We start from the raw sequence: 18348 nt of genomic DNA, 5'->3' as shown, positions 1-18348 counted from the left end.
GCAGGTGCATTGCACCGACGCTGACGGCTTTGAAGACCAGGAAATCAGCATGAACTTCAGCGAAGAACTCGACCGCTACCTGCAGTCGGAAGTCGAAAACAGCCAGGTTCCCGGCCTGGGCGTCGCCGTCGTACACGACGGCGAGATCATTCACCTCGCGGGCTACGGCCTTGCCAATGTCGAAAACCAAACGCCGGTTACGCCGGATACGGTTTTCCACTCCGGTTCGACCGGCAAGATGTTCACCTCGGCGTCGGTGATGTTCCTTTTGCAGGACGGGCGCATCACGCTCGACGACCCGTTGAGCCGCTACATTCCCGAGGGCCCGGAGAGCTGGGCCGGCATCACCATCCGCAACCTGTTGTCGATGATGGCCGGCTTCGGCAATTTCGACATCGTCTTTGCTGCGACGAGTGGCGGGGAGGCTGGGGCCGTGCCGCTCAATTTGTGGCAGGATCACAGCGACGAGCAACTGATCGATCTCGCGCGCCGCTCGCCGTTCATGTACCAGCCGGGCCAAGGATACCAGTACAGCAACACCGGATACATCCTGGCCGGGCTCGTCGTCGCCCGCATCTCGGGCAAGCCCTACTACGAGCTGTTGCGCGAGCGGTTGTTCGGGCCGGTCGGCATGGCCACGGCGCGCGAGGCGTCCTGGTACGACATCGTGCCGAATCGCGCCGCCGGCCACTGCATTCGCGACGGCAAGCTGGAGAACCGCTACTGGGCGGCGCCGACGCTGCAGCGCACCGGTGATGGCGGGCTCTATTTCTCGCCGCGCGACATTGCCCGTTGGCTGCTCGAACTGGACAATCCGACGGTGCTGCGCCCCGATACCATCGCGCTGATGTCCGAGCCGGTGCTGATGAAGAACGGTCAGCCGTCGTTCAACAATTATGCCCTTGGCTGGCAGAATTCCGTGACCCGCGGCCATCGCAAGATCCGGCATGGCGGCACCTGGGACGGCTTCCGTGCCGAGATCGCCCGGTTTCCAGCGCGCAAGCTGTCGGTCTGCGTGCTCGCCAATACGGACGAAGCCCAGGTCGCCCGGATCGGCCAGAAGATCGCCGGCATCGTCGATCCGGCGCTGGCGCCGTACGAGCCGATCGCCGATGGCAACGCAACTCAGACCAAACGCGACCATGAACTGCTGCAGGCAATTGTCGATCGTCGCGCGCCGCGCGAGAGCTTTGCCGAAGAGGCCTGGCGCTTGTGGAGCAATGGCTGGTTCGAACAGATCGCCTCAAGCGGCGTTGCGGTGACTGGGGTGCCGCTCGAGCTTACCCAGCAGGAAGGCGACGCCGCCGCCAGGCGCTACCGACTGGAGATGGGCGGATACCACCTGCATTGGACGATCAGCCGCGACGCTGAAGACCGGGTGAGCGAAATGCGCTTCCACATGGAGTAACCGCAACTGACCTGGGGCGGCCGCTGCCCCGCCGGCGCGGCCGCTGTTCCAGACACACCAAACCAATTTGCCCGCTCAGCTGCGCTTCCCTCGACGAGGCAAGCAACCGTTACGCGCGCCTGAGCGATCCGAAACGCCCGAATGTACATCTGGAGACCGACTATGAGCTTTCGTGTTCTAACCGCAGAATTCCAACATGAAACCAACACGTTCAGCGTGCGCAAGACCGGCTATGACGCCTTCACCGTCGAAGGCGTGATGTTCGGCGACGACGCCATCCGCGCGCGCGGCGAAGCCAACACTGAAATCGCCGGTTTCCTCGACATCTCGCGCAAATACGGCTGGGCCATCGAGCATGTGCTGAGCACCGGCGCCGAACCGGCGGGACCGGTGACGCGCGATGCCTTCGACCGCATCGGAGGCGCCATCGTCAAGGCGGCGGCCGCACGCAAGGGCCAGCTCGACGGCATCCTGCTTGGCCTGCACGGGGCGATGGTCACAGATTTCTCGCCCGATGGCGAAGGCGAATTGCTGGAGCGGCTGCGCGCCGTCGTCGGACCGGACTTGCCGATCGCCGTCACGCTCGACCCGCACGCCAATGTCACGGCCAAGATGTGCGAACTCGCCGACATCCTGATCTCGTTCAAGACCTACCCGCATATCGACATGCGCGAGATTGCGCATCACGCTGGCGAGTTGCTGCACAAGACGATGGCCGGCGAGATCCGCCCCAAGACGCTTCTGGCGCGCCGGCCGATGCTGGAGGAGGCCAATGCCGGGCGCACCGACATCGGGCCGATGGTCGAATGGATTGCAAGAGCCCGCGCTTATGAAGAGACGGCAGGCGCGCTCGCCGTCAGCATCAACGGCGCTTTCCCCAACGCCGATATCCCGGAAGTTGGCCCGACGGTGCTTGTCACCTATGACGGCGACCCGGCGCGGCACCAAAGCTTCGCCGAAAGCATCGCCGACGAGATCTGGGACAACCGCTTCAACGTGCTGAACACCTTCTATACGGTGATGCAGGCCGCCGAGATCGCGCACGACTACCGCGGCGACCGCCCGTTGATCATCGCCGACTATGCCGACAATCCCGGTGCCGGCGGCTATGGCGACGCGACGGCCCTGCTGGGGGCTCTTCTGCAAGTGGGTATTGGCGACGCCTGCTTCGGTCCGATCGTTGATCCGGAGACGGCCAAGCAGCTTCACAGCGCGACCGTCGGGGACACCGTCCAGCTCAGGCTCGGCGGCAAGACCGATCCCCGTTTCGGCGGCGACCCGCTTGAAGTGACCGGCAAGCTGCTCGTCATCAGCGACGGCAAGCTCATCGGCGACGGCGAGCAGCTGGGCGGGCTGGAGTTCAGCTTCGGTCCGACAGCCGTGGTGCAGATCGACGGCATCGCCGTGCTCGTCGTTACCGAGCCGTCGCAGATGCGCGATCTCCAGCAGTTTGGGGCCTTCGGCATCGACCCGGCGCGTCATCGCGTGGTCGGGCTCAAGTCGATGCAGCATTTCCGTGCTGCCTTCGAACCCATCGCCGGCAAGGTCATCGTCTGCGACAGCGGCGCGCTGTGCACCATGGACTATTCCCGAATGCCGTATCGCAACGTCGCGCGCCCTATCTTCCCGCTCGACCGCGACATGACACTTTGAGCGCATGGCCATGGCAGCGATGATGGAACCACATATCCAGCGAGCCGACGTCATCGTACTCGGTGCCGGGATCATCGGCGTATCGGCCGCGCTGCAGCTGCAGCGGCGCGGACGGTCGGTCGTCCTTGTCGACCGCCGTGATGCGGGAGAGGAAACGAGCTACGGCAATGCCGGCCTGATCGAACGCTCGAGCGTCGTGCCCTATGGTGCGCCGCGCGAGCTTTCGAAGCTGATGCGCTATGCGTTCAACCTCTCGGCTGACGTACGTTTCGACTGGCTGCAAATGCCGCGCATTGCACCCTGGCTGTGGCGGTTCTGGCGCGAGTCGGCGCCCAAGCCGCTGGCGCGGGCGGCAGCCGACATGCAGCCGCTGATCGAGCGTTCTGTGAGCGAGCACGAGGCACTGATGTCCGAGGCCGGCGTGTTGCCGCAACTGCGCCGGGCCGGCTGGCTCGAAGTCTATCGAAGCGAAAAGACGTTCGAACATGCGCGCGGTGCTGCCGCGGCCCTTCACCAATTTGGCCTGAATTACGAAGTGCTCGACCGCAAGGCGCTGCAACAGCGCGAACCGCATCTCTCCGACGGCCTGGTTGGCGCCGTGCATTGGCTCGATCCGGCCACCGTTGCCGATCCGGGCGCGCTGGTGAAAGCCTATGCCAGCCATTTCGTCGATCGTGGAGGGCTGTTCCTGCACGGCGATGCTCGACAGCTGCGGCAGGAGGAAACGGGCTGGAGCATCGTCACCGACAGCGGGCGCGTCGAGGCCGCGGAAGCAGTTGTCGCGCTGGGGCCCTGGACGGATACGATCTCCCGTTCGCTCGGCTACAAGATTCCGCTGGCAATGAAGCGTGGCTACCACGTCCATTTCGAAACCGATGCCGACGCCCGGCTCTATCATCCCATTGTCGATGCCGACGGCGGTTTCGTGCTGGCATCGATGGCCAAAGGCATCAGGCTGACCACCGGCGTCGAGTTCGCCTCGCGCGGCAGCCGGCCAAGCCCGATCCAGCTTGACAGGACGGAGCCGCTGGCGCGCCAGATCTTCCCGATCAGGCAGCGTATCGAGCCGAATCCCTGGATGGGATCGCGTCCGTGCCTGCCCGACATGCGGCCGGTGATCGGCCGGGGTTATCGCCACAAGGGGCTGTGGTTCGCCTTCGGCCACAACCATCACGGCCTGACGCTTGGCCCGATCTCCGGGCGCCTGCTCGCCGAGATGATGACGGGCAAGCCCACATTCACCGATCCTGCCCCTTATGCCATGGAGCGCTTTGGCTGAGGCGTATCGAAGCCTCGGTGTCTCGCCCCGAGGCCAATCGAAACAAACAATTAACAAAACCGGTCAGCTTGGCTTTACCATTTGCTGCTATCTGAAACCCGAAATTCGGGAGAGCGGCCAGGGATGGTTGGGGCAAGTCGCATCGCTGCACGTTTCAACCGCCTGTCGGTACTGGGGCAGGCTTGCGCGATCGTGGCAGCCGCGACGATCGGTGCCGATCTGCTCACGCTTATCTTCTACGCGATCTTCTTCTCCGACCGGCTGCTGCTCGATCTCGTGCTGACCAGCCTAATCGTCGTCGCGGTGGCGTTTCCACTGTCGTACTTTTTCATGGGCCGCAGCGCCAGGCTCGTCGAACTCGCCGCCGAGCTCGACCGGGCCAATCGCCTTGACGACCTGACCGGGCTGCTCAACAGAAAAACCTTCCTGCTTCAATCCCGGCTGGTTGTCGGCGCTGACGAAGGTGGAGAAGGCGCCGGGGTGCTGCTCTTCATCGATGCGGATCATTTCAAGGCGATCAACGACCGCCACGGCCATGCCATGGGCGATGCAGTGCTGCAGGAAATCGGTGCCGCGCTGACTGCGAGCATTGGCGAACAGGACATTGCCGGGCGGTTTGGTGGCGAGGAATTCGTCGTCCTGCTGCGCGGCGCGAGCCCCGAGAAGGCAGCGCAAGTGTGCGAACGCCTGCGGCGCAAGGTGAAGACGATTTCAGCCATTGTCGGCCTGAGCGGCCGCGAGGTCACCGTCAGCATCGGCGTGTCGAAACATCAGCCGGGCCAGGGCCTCGACGCGCTTCTGCTCGCTGCCGACAGGAACCTCTACGTCGCCAAGGCCAATGGCCGCGACCGCATCGTCAATACCGACGCCAAACTGGCCGCTGCCTGAGTAAGGTCGCTTCGCTCGTTTTGGACCTTAGCTGCTGGCGTGGGCGAGATGCTGGAAGCGCCGAACCATGCGCCAGCCCGAGGCGACCAGCCTGTCGGCCGGCGGTGCCACCGGCAGCACCGGCTGGGTCAGCATGCGGCGCAATTCGGCTGGCCCGACCTCGCTGGTCATGACGATACGCGACAAGGTGTACGGATCCTCCGTCGTCGAGGTCATGGCATGCCTGACCCGGCACGCCGAGGTGAAGCCGGCGCCGCGAACCAGCGCGCGCGTGGTGCGGCTCGAATAGCCATGCGGGTAAGCGAACCCGTGCACCGGCCGCTTCAAGCCGTGTTCGAGGGCAAGCTTGCTGTCATGGATCTCGCGCGCCGCGTCGCTTGCCGACAAGATATCCAACTGCGGGTGGCTGACGGTATGGGCCCCGATTTCGATGCCTTCGCAGGCCAGCGCCCGCAGGTCGCCCCAGCCGAGCATGGGGCGGTCGCCTTCGCCTGAAGTGGCGAGCCACTGGCTGGTTTTGCCGACGAGGCCCGAGACGACGTAGAGGGTCGCGGCAAAGCCGTGGCGTTCCAGCACGGGCATCGCGCCGGTGAGGAAGTCCTGCAGTCCGTCATCGAAGGTGATACAAATCGTGCGTGGGGGCAGGGGCCGCTTTTCGCGGAAGATCGTCGCCAGCGCAGAGATCGTCACCGGGCGGAAGCCGCCTTCGGCCAGCACCTGCATGTGGCGTTCGAACTCGTCGGGCAGCATCATCCAGCGCCGGTAGAGCGCAGCACAGCTGGTGTCGATGCTGTGGTAAACAAGGATAGGCACGGATGGGCGCATGGCTGTCGATCCTCCCTTGACGGCGACCTCGTGCCCGTTCGCCGATGGGGCGATGCCGGATGACGGGCTGCGTGCTGCGGCATAGCGGCTGCGCAAGTAGCCCGGAACGCCAGCGGCGATACCCAGCCTCTCGCGCCAGATCAGGTTGCTGGGATAGTCGCCTGGCAGGCGCTGGCTCTTGGGCGATGTCGGCCCGGCCATGTGAGCGATACCAGCCGGCATGGCGCGGGCCAGGCGCAAGGCTGCCGCCGGTTCGTCGATCACGACCTTGGTGAGATAGGCGCCTAGGCCCATGCCGTAACCGAAGGCCTGGCGGCGCATGCCGTCTTCGCCGCGGCGGTGATGGTGCCAGAGCAGGGCGCGCGGCTCGTAGATGAGCTGGAAACCAGCCTGGACCACGGCATAGAACGAGGCGAGGTCGTCGCCGCCGCGCGCCAGCGTGCCAGCGCCCAGCGCTGAATCGAAGCCGCCGATCTGGCGCAGCGCCTCGGTCCTGAATGCCATGTTGGCGCCCGAGCCGAACTGTCCGGCAGTGAAGGGAAAAAGCGACCCCGCCGGCCGATTACCGGCGAGATCGAAGATCTTGCGTGCAAAACCCTTGCCGAAGCCGCCATGGCGCTCGGTCCAGAATTGCGCGCGGGTGTCGAGTTCGGCCGGCAGGATCAGGCCGGTGACGCAGCCGACCCGGCCGTCGCGGTCGAAATTGGTGGCCATTGCCGCGACCCAGTTGGGATCGACCACGACGTCGTCGTCGGTGAACAGCACGAGTTCGGAAGACAGGTTGGCGAGCCCGGCATTGTGGGCGCGACCGAGGCCCGGCACGTTCTCCCTGACATAACGGACCGCGCGCGCGCCGCCGTAGCGGCGGGCGATGAGGTCGGCGGTCTGCGACGAGGACGGCGCGTTGTCGACGACGACGATGTCGAACGGCTGGTAGGTCTGGAGCAGCAATGAATCGAGGCAGCGCGCCAGGCTTTCGGCGCGGTCACGCGTGGCGATGACGACGCTGGCGAATGGACCTTCCTTCTTCGGCAGCGGCGCGTCGTGCTGGAATGTGCTGTCCTGCACGGCCTGGTTTTCGGAGATGCGGCGTCGCAATTCGAATGTGGTGAGCACGTCTTGGTCGAAATCGAATTCCATGATCGTCACCGGACGACCTTGGCGGCGGACGAGGCAAAAGACACCGCCATAGCGCTGACCGCTCGCCGCGTCGACCATCGGCACATCGCTCATCGGCCGGCAGACGTCGACGTCGAGAATCTTGATCGGGTGAAACTCGGGCGCGATCATGCATGCCTCCATGCGAGGCTCAGACGGGCGCCGACATAGCCCATCGTCGTGTAGCCGAGCCCGAAACAGATGCCGGCGGCGCGGGCCAGCCCCCACATGTCGAATTTGATCACGGCATCACCAAGCCCGCGCAGCACGCCCGCCGGCAGTACGCGCATGACGTAGCGCTGTTCGCTGGACAATCCGTCCAACGCGCCCACTGCACCGACAACTTGGGTCTTGGAGCGGCCTTCGGCAAGGCAACGCTTGCGGAAATAGCGCCAGCCGGCACGCTCGGCCGTCACCTGGTGGTGCACGCTCATCGCCGGATCATACAGGATGAGCGAGCCGGGAATGGCCTGCAGGGCGCGGATACACAGCTCCGTTTCCTCGCAACCGGCGGCATCGGCCGCAGTGCGGCCGATGCCTTCACGGAAACCCCCGGTCAGATCGAAGATGAAGCGGCGGAACGACATGTTGCAGCCGATGGGATTGCGCACCGGCTCGACTTTTTCGGGCTGGCCGCGATAGCTGCAGCCGACCACCCACTGGAATTCTTCGGGAAACCAGCGCGGACGATCGACCTGCCACATCGGCAGGACGCGGCCACCGAGACCGATGACCGACGGGTTGCGATAATGCGGCAGCATCCTTTCGAGCCAGTCGGGGGCTGCGACAGCGTCGTCGTCGAGGAAGGCCAGGACTTCGCCACTGGCCCGGCTGACCCCGGTGTTGCGGGCGCCTGACAGGCCGCGCGTGCCTTCATTGCAGATGACCAGCACATCCGGATAGGTGGCAAAGAAGTAGGCCCACAGCGGCATATTGTGGTCGATGACCACGATGATCTCGGCCGCCTTGGTGCGCTGGGCGACCACCGAGGCGATGGCGCGCTGCAACTGCTCGCGACGGTTGTCGGCGTAGGCGCAGATGATGACCGATACCGAAGTCGCCGACGCCGTCATGATCGCTCGCCTAGACGCTGGGTTGGTGTTGTTGTCCGGTTGCGTTGCGGGCGGGTACCGCCGGCCGTGCCGGGCGGGAGACGCCGAGGCGAACGATCGTCTTCAACACCCGCCAGCCGTCGGGGATGGTGCGCAAGTTGCTGACGCCATGGATGCGCGGGAACTCCTTGCTGGCCACCTCGAACACGTTGAGGTTGGCGCGCAGCGCCTGGACGTTCATTTCGGTCTCGATTTCGAAACCTGTCGCGTCCTCGATGTTGAGATAAGGCAGCACGTCGCGCCAAAACGCGTTGTAGCCGTAGCAAAGGTCGGTGAACTTGCCGCCGAAGCGAATGCGCACGAGCGTCAGCAATCCCCAGTTGCCGAGCCTGCGATACCATTCCATGTCGGTGGTGTTGCCGCCCTGCATGAAGCGTGAGCCCTTGACGAAATCGGCACCCGCCAGCAGCGCGCCGACAAAAGCGGGGATCTCGCCCGGATCGGCCGAGCCGTCGGCGTCGAGGGTGATGATGATGTCACCCCTGGCGGCATTGAAGCCGGTGCGCAGGGCCGCACCCTTGCCGCGCCTGTCCTGCTGCAGCACGACGATGTCGGGCAACAACGATCTGGCGACCGCGATCGTGTCGTCCGTCGAATTGCCGTCGACGAGGATGACTTCATCCACCCACGCAGGAATATGGGGAAGGACGTGTGGAAGGTTCTTGGCCTCGTTCTTGGCGGGAACCACGACCGATATGCGTGGTGTTCCGCCGACGGGCATTCCTGCCAGTTTGAAAATTTCCATAGCAGGCCGATGCGGGAATGCTGCCGCCGTCATTATGGTTACTCCAACCCAAAGGTGGCGGCACCCAATGACTACGCGAACCAAACACACCGGACGCAAAACAGCAGCCTGCCGAACACAACTTCGCAGGAAGGTTGTTTCCGAATAAAATCTGGACGCAAGTGTCTTGTTAGCCCCACTCGCCGATCAGAACTATACCATGCATTTACTTGTTGTAAACCATATGTAGTATCTGCATGTAGTAGGTTCGCCATTAGTGCTGATTCATAGATGTGGATTTGTATGAACCTGTTGGATTGATGACTTCTATCAGATAAATAATTGTTTATCTAAATTAAACTAGGCAATCAGCCTTGGACATTGCCCGGCATGGGGCATACATCAATTGATGCCCACCATATTAGGTTGAGCTTTAATATTAATTCTTTTGACTCGAAACCTCGGCTAACTCCGGCGTGCCGGGCACGAAACCTGATCGAAGCCCGTGCTGGTTGCACCTTGCGGCGTAACGCACCAGCCAGTCGCAACATTGTGATCAGGTTGAAAACGCGGAGTTTTGCTGCTCCGGAGGCGCGTTCGAAAGGTGCGGCTCATGGGCAACATCAATGCAGATGTTTGTTAGCAAGTGTGCAGATAAGGCCTCTGCATGAATGACGGCTGGGGGTGTTCATGTTAGGTTGCCCAAATCAGGAGGCGGGGGCCACCAGCACGATCAGCGGCGTTCGGACACAGCGCCTGTGACATGTTCCGTGCGCCCGATTGTTCGAGGTTTCATTTTGCCCAGCCCACAGCGACCCGAAACTCCTCTTGCCCCCGATGCTTTCGACGACTGGGTTGTCCTGACGACCAGGTGGGATGCGGCTTACAAGGACTATTTTGCCGTACGTAATGCGCGGGCTGCCGCCGAAGCCGCATCCGGCACGCCTGATCCGGAGTTGAAGCGTAGCGAGGACGAGGCGCTGGCCGTATTGGCCGTAATCAAGGCGGAGATGGACAAGGTCGTGGCCCATACGCGGCAGCGGCGCCGGCCTCTCGGCGGATCGCTCGTTATTGGCACGATCGGCAATGACGAAGCCGAAACCTCCTCCGGATCCGAGGACGATCCCGGCAAGAAATAGACGCGATCTGCACGGCTGCGAGGCGATCTGCTCATGCTGTCGCAGCAGCTACGCTTGCAACTGCCGTCTGTACGGAGTCGGCCAGGGCTATTTCCAGTCCCCGCGATTGCGGTGTATGAAAAACGGGTGAGAACGCGAGACGCCCAGCGAAGCGCATGTTTCTTGCCGGCCATTGTCGTGACATTGGCTTGCGCGGCGATGCTGTCGCTGTTCGTCGGTTCGGGCTTTGCCGCCGACTTTCCCGTGATTGAAATCGAGACGACGACTTCAAACGCCACACTCGACGGCGTGTTGCGCGCGGCGCTGAATACTACCGAGCTTGAGCGTGCCGCCGAGGGGAAGGCGCAAGGATGGCAGCCCGTCGTCGAAGCCGAGCGGCTGCGGCTGGAAGAACTGATGCGCGGCCAGGGCTATCTCGAGGCGCGGGTCGAGATGTCGGCGTCCACTGTGGAGGCAGGCGCTCCTGAAAAGGTCATCCTCAAGCCGCTGCCTGGGCCGCTTTTTCGCGTCGGCATGGTCGAAGTCGACGGTCTCGACGGCGTTGCCACCGATGCGGTTCGCGATGACGTTTCACGGCAGATGATGGAGGCCGCGGGCAGACCGGCGCGCGGCGACCTGCTGGCAACGCTCGAGGACGAGGTCCTGTGGCGGCTCCGCACGGCATCTTTTCCGTTTGTCCATGTCACGGATCGCCAGCTGTCGCCGATCCCGGGGCAGGCGCTGGCGAGGGTCCGGATCGTTGTCGATCCGGGCTCGCCAGCGACATTTGGCGCGGTCACCTACAGCGGCCTTGTCGGCCTCAAGGAAGAGGAACTCAACCGTCTGCAGCCCTTCACGCAGGGCGATCCCTACGATCCCGAGGCGCTCGACCGTTTCCGCGAGGCTCTGCTCGCTCACCCCTCGGTCAAGGCGGCTAGGTTGCGGCTGCCGGATGCCGTGGACGCTGGCGGGCAGTTGCAACTGCGCGCCGAACTCGAAGAAGGGCAAGTCCGCTCCGACGAGGCGGCCGGCACCTACCGGACCGGGCTCGTTGCAGCGGCATCTGCGATCGCGGCGCTGGCGATCAGGCAGGTTTCGGTCGCCAGCTTGCGTCCGGGCCGTTCGCGTTGGCCGCTCTGGCTGGAAGTTGTTCCGGTGCTGCTGCTTGCCGCAGCTTTCTACCTGATCGCACAAAGAATGCTGCTTCTGGCGTTCCCTGGCTGAACGCCGGCTCAGCTATCCTTGAAGCCAATGGTCCATTTCGCCGCGTGTCGCACGCGGGCGTCGACGGCTGTGATCGGCAGCTTCTCCAGGAAGTATTCGGCATGGGCGTGCGGGGTCGCGCCAAAGCGCTGCTTGTAGTGCGCGAGCGACGTCGAGGCGCCGGTTTCGCCGAAGTGATAGTAGCGGCAGCCGCTGTGGCAGGCCTCTTCTATGGCAAGTTTCTGGATCAGGTCGTTGGCGCCTGAACTGCCAAGCGCCTGGCGGTCGATCGCCCCGCGTGCGTCGTTGACATTGCCATATTGCAGCACGAAGGCGGCTGCCGCCGGCTTGCCGTCGACCCAGGCGACCCAGATGCGGCAGGCGTCGCCGAAATGCCTCGCTATCGAACTGAATTTGGCGATCGGATCGCGCCTACGGCCACGCAGATGCGCGAGCATCCTGGGTTCGTGCTGCTTGTCGGCCCAGCGGTCGAAGGATGTGCGCAGCAGCTGGTAGAAAACCGGCACCAGCTTGCCGGTGGTATCGCGCTCGACGACGATGCCGCTGCGCTCGGCCTTGCGTACCCGGGTCCGCGTCGTCTTTTTGAAGCGCGTCGACCAGACCGCGTCGAAACCGCCGTCGAGGTCGAGGATGTGGGCGAGGCCAGGCACTGAAGTGACGTGGTCAGGTGCAGCCGCGGCCCAAAGATGGGCATGGCGCGGATTTGGCCGGACCGAGATCCTGAGATAGGGCAGTCCGCTCAGGTCTTCGAAAATGGCGCGCAGATGCTCGACCTTCGGTGCGAGCGACGAGAGCACGCCGCCACGACCCCACGCATAAGGCATCGACTCGGCAATGGACAACCTGGCTGGCAGGCGCCTGTTGCGTACCATCGGCAGCACATAGTGGTGTCCGCCGGGAAAGCGGTAGGCACGGCTGGCGTCCTGGTACTTGCCAAGCGCGCACAGGCTGTCGAGCCAGGCCGGCGACTGGTAGGGCAGGGCTTCGGGATCGGCTAGCATGAGGCGGTGCCAGAGGTCGCGGGGTGCTGGGCTTTGCACGACGAAGCCCGCTGGCGCGCGTGCTGTGGCTTGCGCGTCCTGTAGTGCCCCGAAATCTGTCGGATCGGTGTCCGTCCGAAACCTCCCGCTTTCCACCTAATGTCGCAGGTTTTGTGAGATATCACTACCTTTGGTGTCGTGGCGTTGCTTTTCGAATTTCTGTTTGTTCCGAAATGGTTACCGCACTGCCATAAAGATATTGTTTATCACAATTTTGTTATTAATCCGTGATGGAGAACTATCTCCAACATTGCAATTCAAAGTCTGGACCGCATAAATAAAGCATTCCCGACAGATGGCGGCTATTTCGACAACCAAGTCGACATGTCCAAAATGCAAAAACATGATCTTGGATTTGACCCAGAATGCGCGGTGTCATTTACCGAGGTAGGCAAAACAGCTTGACGAGGCGTCTGCCAACCGTCCTAGTTAACAGATCGTAAGCGACAGATTTCCGGGCAACGGGCAAATGCGCGCGAACCGCCACTTTGCGGAACCACGCAGGCAACGGCCGGCAATCCTGTGTAGCGACGAGCCAGAGTAATCAGGCCTATTGGGTTGGTGCATGGGTAAGGGGTTGTGGGGTGCGGCGCTGGCGGGCGCCTGGTGGTTCGGGCATGCGAGCGCCTTGGCTCAAGGTATGGAGCCTCCCCTGATCAAGGGGCAATGGGAACGGATATTCACCGAAGAGTTCGACCAGCCCAAGCTCGACCGCAGCAAGTGGACCCGCTGCTACTGGTGGGACAAGGGCGGCTGTACCAATCTCGCCAACAAGGAACTGCAATGGTACATGCCCGACAACGTCAGCGTTGCCGATGGCGTCTTGCGCCTGACGGCGCGGCCGGAGACGGTGACCGGCCATGAAGGGCGAACCTTCGACTACACGTCTGGCATGGTGACGACAGGTCGCGATTATCTCGAGCGCGCCAAAGCAGACCGTTTCGCCACCAGATACGGCTATTTCGAAATCCGCGCCAAGATCCCGAAGGGCAAGGGGCTGTGGCCGGCGATCTGGCTGTTGCCGTCGACGCAGGAGCCGCGTCCGGAAATCGACATCCTTGAAGTGCTGGGCCATGCGCCCGACGTCTACGAGATGCACCTGCACTATCTCGACAAGAAGAAGGACTGGAAGAGCGAAGGCAAGAACGCCAAGACGGCCGACCTTTCCGCCGACTGGCATGCCTATGGCCTGGAGTGGAGCAAGGATGCCGTCATCTGGTATCTCGATGGCAAGGAGATGTGGCGCTACACCAAGCCCGAGGGCATCTCGCAGGAACCGATGTACCTGCTCATCAACCTCGCCGTCGGCGGCAACTGGCCCGGTTCGCCTGACGCCAAGACTAAATTCCCGGCCGATTTCCTGATCGACTATGTTCGTGTCTGGCGGCGTGCCGGGCCATGACGGCACACCCGCCCACCCTGCGGCACCATGAGCCTGCGGCGGCACGGGCGGGTGGAAGGCGTGGTGGTGGCTGGAGGTCACTCATTCCATCGGCGATGATGGGGTCGTCGCTGATGCGAAACGGCTATGCGCTGATCGCCAACAGCGGCCTCAGTGCCGTTCTGGGGCTGGCGTTCTGGTTCCTCGCCGCGCGCTACTGTTCGCAGGAGGCGATAGGCCTTGGCGGTGCGATCACCGCCACCATCGTCAACCTGTCCAACGCGGCCCAGCTCAATTTCGGTAACCTGCTGGTCCGCTTCGTGCCGACGGTCGGCGGGCGCGCGGGCCGGCTGATCCTGTTTGCCTATGCCACATCCGTCATCGCTTCGGTCGTCGTTGCCGGCGTCTTCCTGCTGGTCGTCGGCGCTTTCATGCCCAAGCTGGACGTGCTGACGGAGAGTGTGGGCGTCATCTTGTGGTTCGTGGCTACCGTCGCGGTCTGGTCGGTGTTTGCGCTGCAGGACAGCGCGCTGTCGGGCTTGCGCCAGTCCATCTGGGTGCCGGTCTCTAAGACCATCTACCAGATCGTCAAGATCGCCATGCTCATCCCGCTGGCACTCGCCGGGTTCGGATGGGAAGCCATCGCGCTGTCGTGGACAGCACCTGTTCTGGTCTTCGTTGTCGCCGTCAACCTGTTGATATTCAAACGCCTTGTTCCAAGCACCCAGGCTGTATCAGGGCATGCCCATCTGATCGACCGCCGTGCCATGGCGCGCTTCTTTGGCTGGGACTATATCGGCTCGGTGTCGATGATGGTGGCCTGGACGGCGACACCGCTGGTCGTGCTCAACCTCGTCGGCGCCGCCGAGAGCGCCAGCTTCTTCGTTGCCTGGACGATCTTCACCTCGCTCTATTATGTCGGCAGTTCGATGGGCCTTTCGCTGCTGGCAGAAGGCGCAAGCGACGCCGGCCGGCTGCGCTCGCTGGCGGCGGACGCGGCGGTCATGTCGGTGCTGCCGCTGCTCGGTCTGGTCGCACTGATGCTGGTGTTCGCTCATCCGATCATGTCGGTGTTCGGTGCCGCCTATGCCACCGAAGGTGCTTCGATCCTGCGCGTGTTTACGCTTGCCAGCGTCGTCTCCGCGGTCCTGTCCATCTATCTGTCGATCGCCCGCACCAAGGGCTGGATGCGTTCGGTGGCGGCCGCCGAATTCGCCATGCTCATCATCGCGCTCGGCGCCGGCGCCCTGCTTGTGCGCAGCGAAGGGCCGATCGGCATGGCGCATGCCTGGCTGCTGGCGATGCTGGTGGTGACACTTGGTGTCGGTGTGCTCGCCCTTGTCACCAGCCGTCGCCACAGCATGCATGACTGGGGTCTTGCGGTCGCCGCTTCGTTGAAGTCGCTTTCGGTCCAGTTTCTGCCCTTCGGCCGCAGGCAGGGGGTATCAGTTCCTGATGACGCCGAGCTCCGGCCGCTCCTGGCGATGACGGGAAGTTCCGCCGCCTCGGGCTGGCACGCGCTAAGGTCCGAACACGGACCTGAAGGAACAGAAATTGTCTATCTCGGTGAGCCGGTGCTGGACGACAGCGCGAGGCACGAGCCGGTTCGGTCGCAAGGTACATATGCCGTTCTGCGCAGTTCGCGCGATCCGGTCGCTGCCGCCTATCTCGAACGCCTGATCGACAATCTCGACCTGCTGCGGGCCGATCCGCGTCTCACGGCATTGTGGCCGATGCTGCCGACAAGGCTGGCCGTCACCCGGCTCGACGGCGCCGTCGACTGCATCGAGACCATAGCGCCCGGGACGGACGGGCGGGTGCTGCTGCGCGGCGCCTCCGAACGCCAGGCGGCTCTCGAAGCGGCAGCGCACGCCGTAGCCACGTTGCACGGCCAGACATCGGCCACGCGCGTCATCGACGGCGTCTGGTTCCACGAATGGGTCGAGCGCCCGGCGGCCAAGCTCTCAAGTCTCGGTGGATCGACGATGCTGGCTGCGACACGGCGACGGGCAATCGAACGGTTCGTTGCCCAGCAGCGCCGCTACTGGATTGGCCGGCAGGTGCGCCTCGGCTGGTGCCACGGCGACCTGCTGCCGCAAAACATCAACTTCGCTGCCGGGGAGGGTGACGCGGTCCGGCTTGCCTGCCTGCTCGAATGGGGCAATGCGCGATCCAACGCGCCAAGGGGCTTCGACGGCTGCGTGCTGGCGATTGCCGCGCGCATGATGGTGAGCTCCGAGCCACTCGGCGCGGTCGTTGCCGATCTGCTGTGGACGTCGCAATGGCGCGACGACGAACGGCAATGGCTTGGCATCGGGTCGGATGCGAAAGATGACTGGAGTGGCGATGGCGCAGCGGTCCGTGCCATGGTCGGCCTCGTCTGGTTGCATCAGGTCAGCGGGTGGGTGCGGAGCCCTGTGCATGCAAGTGTCGGCCGGCTTTGGATTGCTTCGAACGTCGATCGTGTTCTCAGGATCGTCTCCACCGATGGAGGCGCGATATGAATGTGATGACGAGGGAAGCCAGTCTTGCGTTGTCGCCGGCGCTGCGGTTGCCGCCTTTGGCCAAAGCCGGCCGCGCCTCGACAGTGTCGTCCGGCCTTTCGCTGACCTGCCTTTGCCTGGCCTTTGCCCTGTGGCTGGTCGTCCTTTTCATCACCGATCCAGCCGGCGTCGATGACTACGGTCTGATTTCGGTCCTGCCCGGCATCGTCTGGGTGGCCTATGCCGCCGTCGGCATCGGTTTTGCCTTCAGCCTGAAGCGCGGGGTCTGCGAGACCCGCATGCCGCTGCTGATGATCGTCATGCTGGTGCTTTTGCTGCACGGCACGCCGGCGATCGTCTACGACGAATTGCGTTACGCTTGGGCCTGGAAGCATGTCGGTGTCGTCGATTATGTCCAGCGGCACGGCCAGATCGACCCCAAGGCGCCGTTCCTTGCCGCCTACGCCAATTGGCCCGGCCTGTTCGTCGTCAGCGCTGCGATCGCCAACCTGTTCGACATCAAACCGATCCAGCTGGCTGATATCGCACGCTTTTCGCCGCCTGCGATCAACCTTCTCTATGTGCTGGTGCTGCCGCAGATCTATCGCCGCTTCACCGCTGATCCCCGGTTGGTCTGGGGCGGGGTGTGGCTGTTCGTCATCGGCAACTGGATCGGCCAGGATTACTTTTCGCCGCAGGGCGTTGCCTTCCTGTTTTACCTCATGCTGATCGCGCTTTGCCTCGGCCCGCTCAGTATCTCGCACCCCTGGGCCGACCCCAAGGGGCGCGGCCTTGACAGGATTTGCGGTCGCTACTTCGCTTTCGTCTCGCGCGGCCAGCCGCCGGTCAAGCTGGCCGTCCCGCCATATGTGCGTGTCGCCGCCTCGCTGGCGGCCATGGCGTTGATCGTGATGATCACCGCGACGCATCCGCTGACGCCGATCGTCGTGCTCATGGGCCTTGGCGGTCTGTGGGTCATCGGCCAGTTGAGCCTCGGCTACGTCGTCTTTGCCGGCCTCGTCGAAGTGGTATGGCTGCTGTTCTACGCCGACGGCTACATGGCGTCGGTCCTGCCCGAACTGGTCCAGCGCTTCGGCGACACCAACGAGATCAGCGAGCGTCTGGTCGACACTTCCATCGTCAGCGAGGGGCAGGTGGTGGTGTCCTGGGCGTCGCGAGCGCTGACCGGTGCGGTCGCTTTGGCAGCCGTCTTGGGCGGCATGCGCAGGCTTGTCGCGGGATATCGCGACGGGCCGGCCATCGTGCTGACGCTGGCACCCGCATTCATGATCGTCGCCACCTCCTATGGCGGCGAGATCGTTTTCCGCGTCTTTTTGTTCGCGCTGCCGTTTTTGGCCTTCTTTGCGGCGGCACTTTTCTTCCCGTGGTCCGGCACCCAGCGCGACGCCATCGCGCGGTTTGGGATCGGTGCGTTCGGTGCCGTGCTCTCGGTCGCCTTCGTTCTCGCCAACAATGGCAAGGACCGTCAGTACACCTTCTCGCAAGCCGAAGTGCAGGCGTCCGAATGGCTCTACCGCAACGCGCCGGCCGGGTCGGTCCTTGTCGAGGGCGCCCCGAACTATCCCGAGCAGTTCATGAACTACGAGAACTTCACTTACGTGCCGATCTCCAACGAGAGCAAGCAGTCCATTTCAGCGGTTCTCGCCGATCCGGCGGCGGAGTTGGGGGACTGGTTGCGAGCGGTGCCGGCAGGCTCTGCCTTCATCATCATCACGCGCAGCCAGAAGGCTTATGTCGACGATCTCGGCGTGATGCCGAAGGGCTCGCTCGACGCGATCGAGAAGGCCCTGCGCGGCTCGGCGCGGTTCCGTCTGGTCCGCGCCACAGGCGATGCGAGCGTCTTTGCGCCGAATGATCCGGGGATCGGGATGGGCGAATGGATCAAGTGATGGGCGCGCCGAAGTTTACGGATGAAGAAGCGGACGGGTACTGCCGAGGATACGGCTTCGTGAACGCCTCAGTTGAAGAATGCTCTTGCCGGATAAATGCAATGACTGTTTCATATTAGCTGCGGCGCATCCTTGGATGCAGTCC

Annotated in this window: 13 protein-coding genes; 9 read left to right on the top strand and 4 right to left on the bottom strand. The window is 63.5% G+C overall.

Annotated features, from left to right (window positions below; genetic code table 11):
* Positions 1–49: 49 nt before the first annotated feature.
* The 4 genes from IHE39_RS25430 (at position 50) to IHE39_RS25415 (ending at position 5228) form a co-directional block, all read left to right on the top strand.
* Entirely contained in the window at positions 50–1408 is a 1359-nt protein-coding gene (locus tag IHE39_RS25430) for a serine hydrolase domain-containing protein (RefSeq protein WP_192568454.1), read from the top strand.
* A gap of 162 nt (positions 1409–1570) precedes the next feature.
* On the top strand, positions 1571–3061 hold the full coding sequence (locus tag IHE39_RS25425) for a M81 family metallopeptidase (protein WP_192568453.1): 1491 nt from the start codon (positions 1571–1573) through the stop codon (positions 3059–3061).
* 19 nt (positions 3062–3080) lie between these two features.
* Positions 3081–4340 (top strand): NAD(P)/FAD-dependent oxidoreductase, encoded by a 1260-nt coding sequence (locus IHE39_RS25420; RefSeq protein ID WP_192568493.1) that lies wholly within the window; start codon positions 3081–3083, stop codon positions 4338–4340.
* Positions 4341–4463: 123 nt separating this feature from the next.
* The gene (locus IHE39_RS25415; RefSeq protein ID WP_192568452.1) at positions 4464–5228 is read left to right on the top strand and encodes a GGDEF domain-containing protein; all 765 of its coding nucleotides are present in this window, start codon (positions 4464–4466) and stop codon (positions 5226–5228) included.
* Positions 5229–5255: 27 nt separating this feature from the next.
* Here the strand turns inward: IHE39_RS25415 and IHE39_RS25410 are convergent, their stop codons facing one another.
* The 3 genes from IHE39_RS25410 to IHE39_RS25400 are packed head-to-tail and all read right to left on the bottom strand — an operon-like array spanning position 5256 to position 9068.
* A complete protein-coding gene (locus IHE39_RS25410; RefSeq protein ID WP_192568451.1) occupies positions 5256–7343 on the bottom strand; it encodes a polysaccharide deacetylase family protein in 2088 nt (695 codons plus the stop codon).
* Complete coding sequence (locus IHE39_RS25405) at positions 7340–8284, bottom strand: glycosyltransferase family 2 protein (protein WP_192568450.1); 945 nt, start codon at positions 8282–8284, stop codon at positions 7340–7342. The genes IHE39_RS25410 and IHE39_RS25405 overlap by 4 nt, the downstream gene beginning before the upstream one ends.
* Before the next feature lie 10 nt (positions 8285–8294).
* Positions 8295–9068: a glycosyltransferase family 2 protein gene (locus tag IHE39_RS25400; protein ID WP_184767037.1), complete on the bottom strand. Its 774-nt coding sequence runs from the start codon at positions 9066–9068 to the stop codon at positions 8295–8297.
* A gap of 749 nt (positions 9069–9817) precedes the next feature.
* On the opposite strand from IHE39_RS25400, the gene IHE39_RS25395 reads away from it, so the two are divergent.
* Both IHE39_RS25395 and IHE39_RS25390 read left to right on the top strand, forming a co-directional pair.
* The gene (locus IHE39_RS25395; protein WP_192568449.1) at positions 9818–10186 is read left to right on the top strand and encodes a hypothetical protein; all 369 of its coding nucleotides are present in this window, start codon (positions 9818–9820) and stop codon (positions 10184–10186) included.
* Positions 10187–10363: 177 nt separating this feature from the next.
* Complete coding sequence (locus tag IHE39_RS25390; protein WP_192568448.1) at positions 10364–11389, top strand: BamA/TamA family outer membrane protein; 1026 nt, start codon at positions 10364–10366, stop codon at positions 11387–11389.
* Between the two features lie 8 nt (positions 11390–11397).
* Here the strand turns inward: IHE39_RS25390 and IHE39_RS25385 are convergent, their stop codons facing one another.
* Entirely contained in the window at positions 11398–12390 is a 993-nt protein-coding gene (locus IHE39_RS25385) for a GNAT family N-acetyltransferase (RefSeq protein WP_192568447.1), read from the bottom strand.
* Positions 12391–12994: 604 nt separating this feature from the next.
* On the opposite strand from IHE39_RS25385, the gene IHE39_RS25380 reads away from it, so the two are divergent.
* From IHE39_RS25380 to IHE39_RS25370, 3 genes are all read left to right on the top strand, one after another.
* Complete coding sequence (locus IHE39_RS25380; protein WP_192568446.1) at positions 12995–13831, top strand: glycoside hydrolase family 16 protein; 837 nt, start codon at positions 12995–12997, stop codon at positions 13829–13831.
* A 113-nt stretch (positions 13832–13944) separates the two neighbouring features.
* The gene (locus IHE39_RS25375; protein WP_192568445.1) at positions 13945–16314 is read left to right on the top strand and encodes a lipopolysaccharide biosynthesis protein; all 2370 of its coding nucleotides are present in this window, start codon (positions 13945–13947) and stop codon (positions 16312–16314) included.
* A complete protein-coding gene (locus IHE39_RS25370; protein WP_192568444.1) occupies positions 16311–18203 on the top strand; it encodes a hypothetical protein in 1893 nt (630 codons plus the stop codon). The genes IHE39_RS25375 and IHE39_RS25370 overlap by 4 nt, the downstream gene beginning before the upstream one ends.
* The last annotated feature ends 145 nt before the right edge of the window (positions 18204–18348 follow it).

It is taken from the genome of Aminobacter carboxidus, assembly GCF_014863355.1.
In the GTDB taxonomy this organism is placed as follows: domain Bacteria; phylum Pseudomonadota; class Alphaproteobacteria; order Rhizobiales; family Rhizobiaceae; genus Aminobacter; species Aminobacter carboxidus.
The sequence above is the reverse complement of the archived record's forward strand: the minus strand, read 5'-3'. Positions and strand labels throughout refer to the sequence as shown.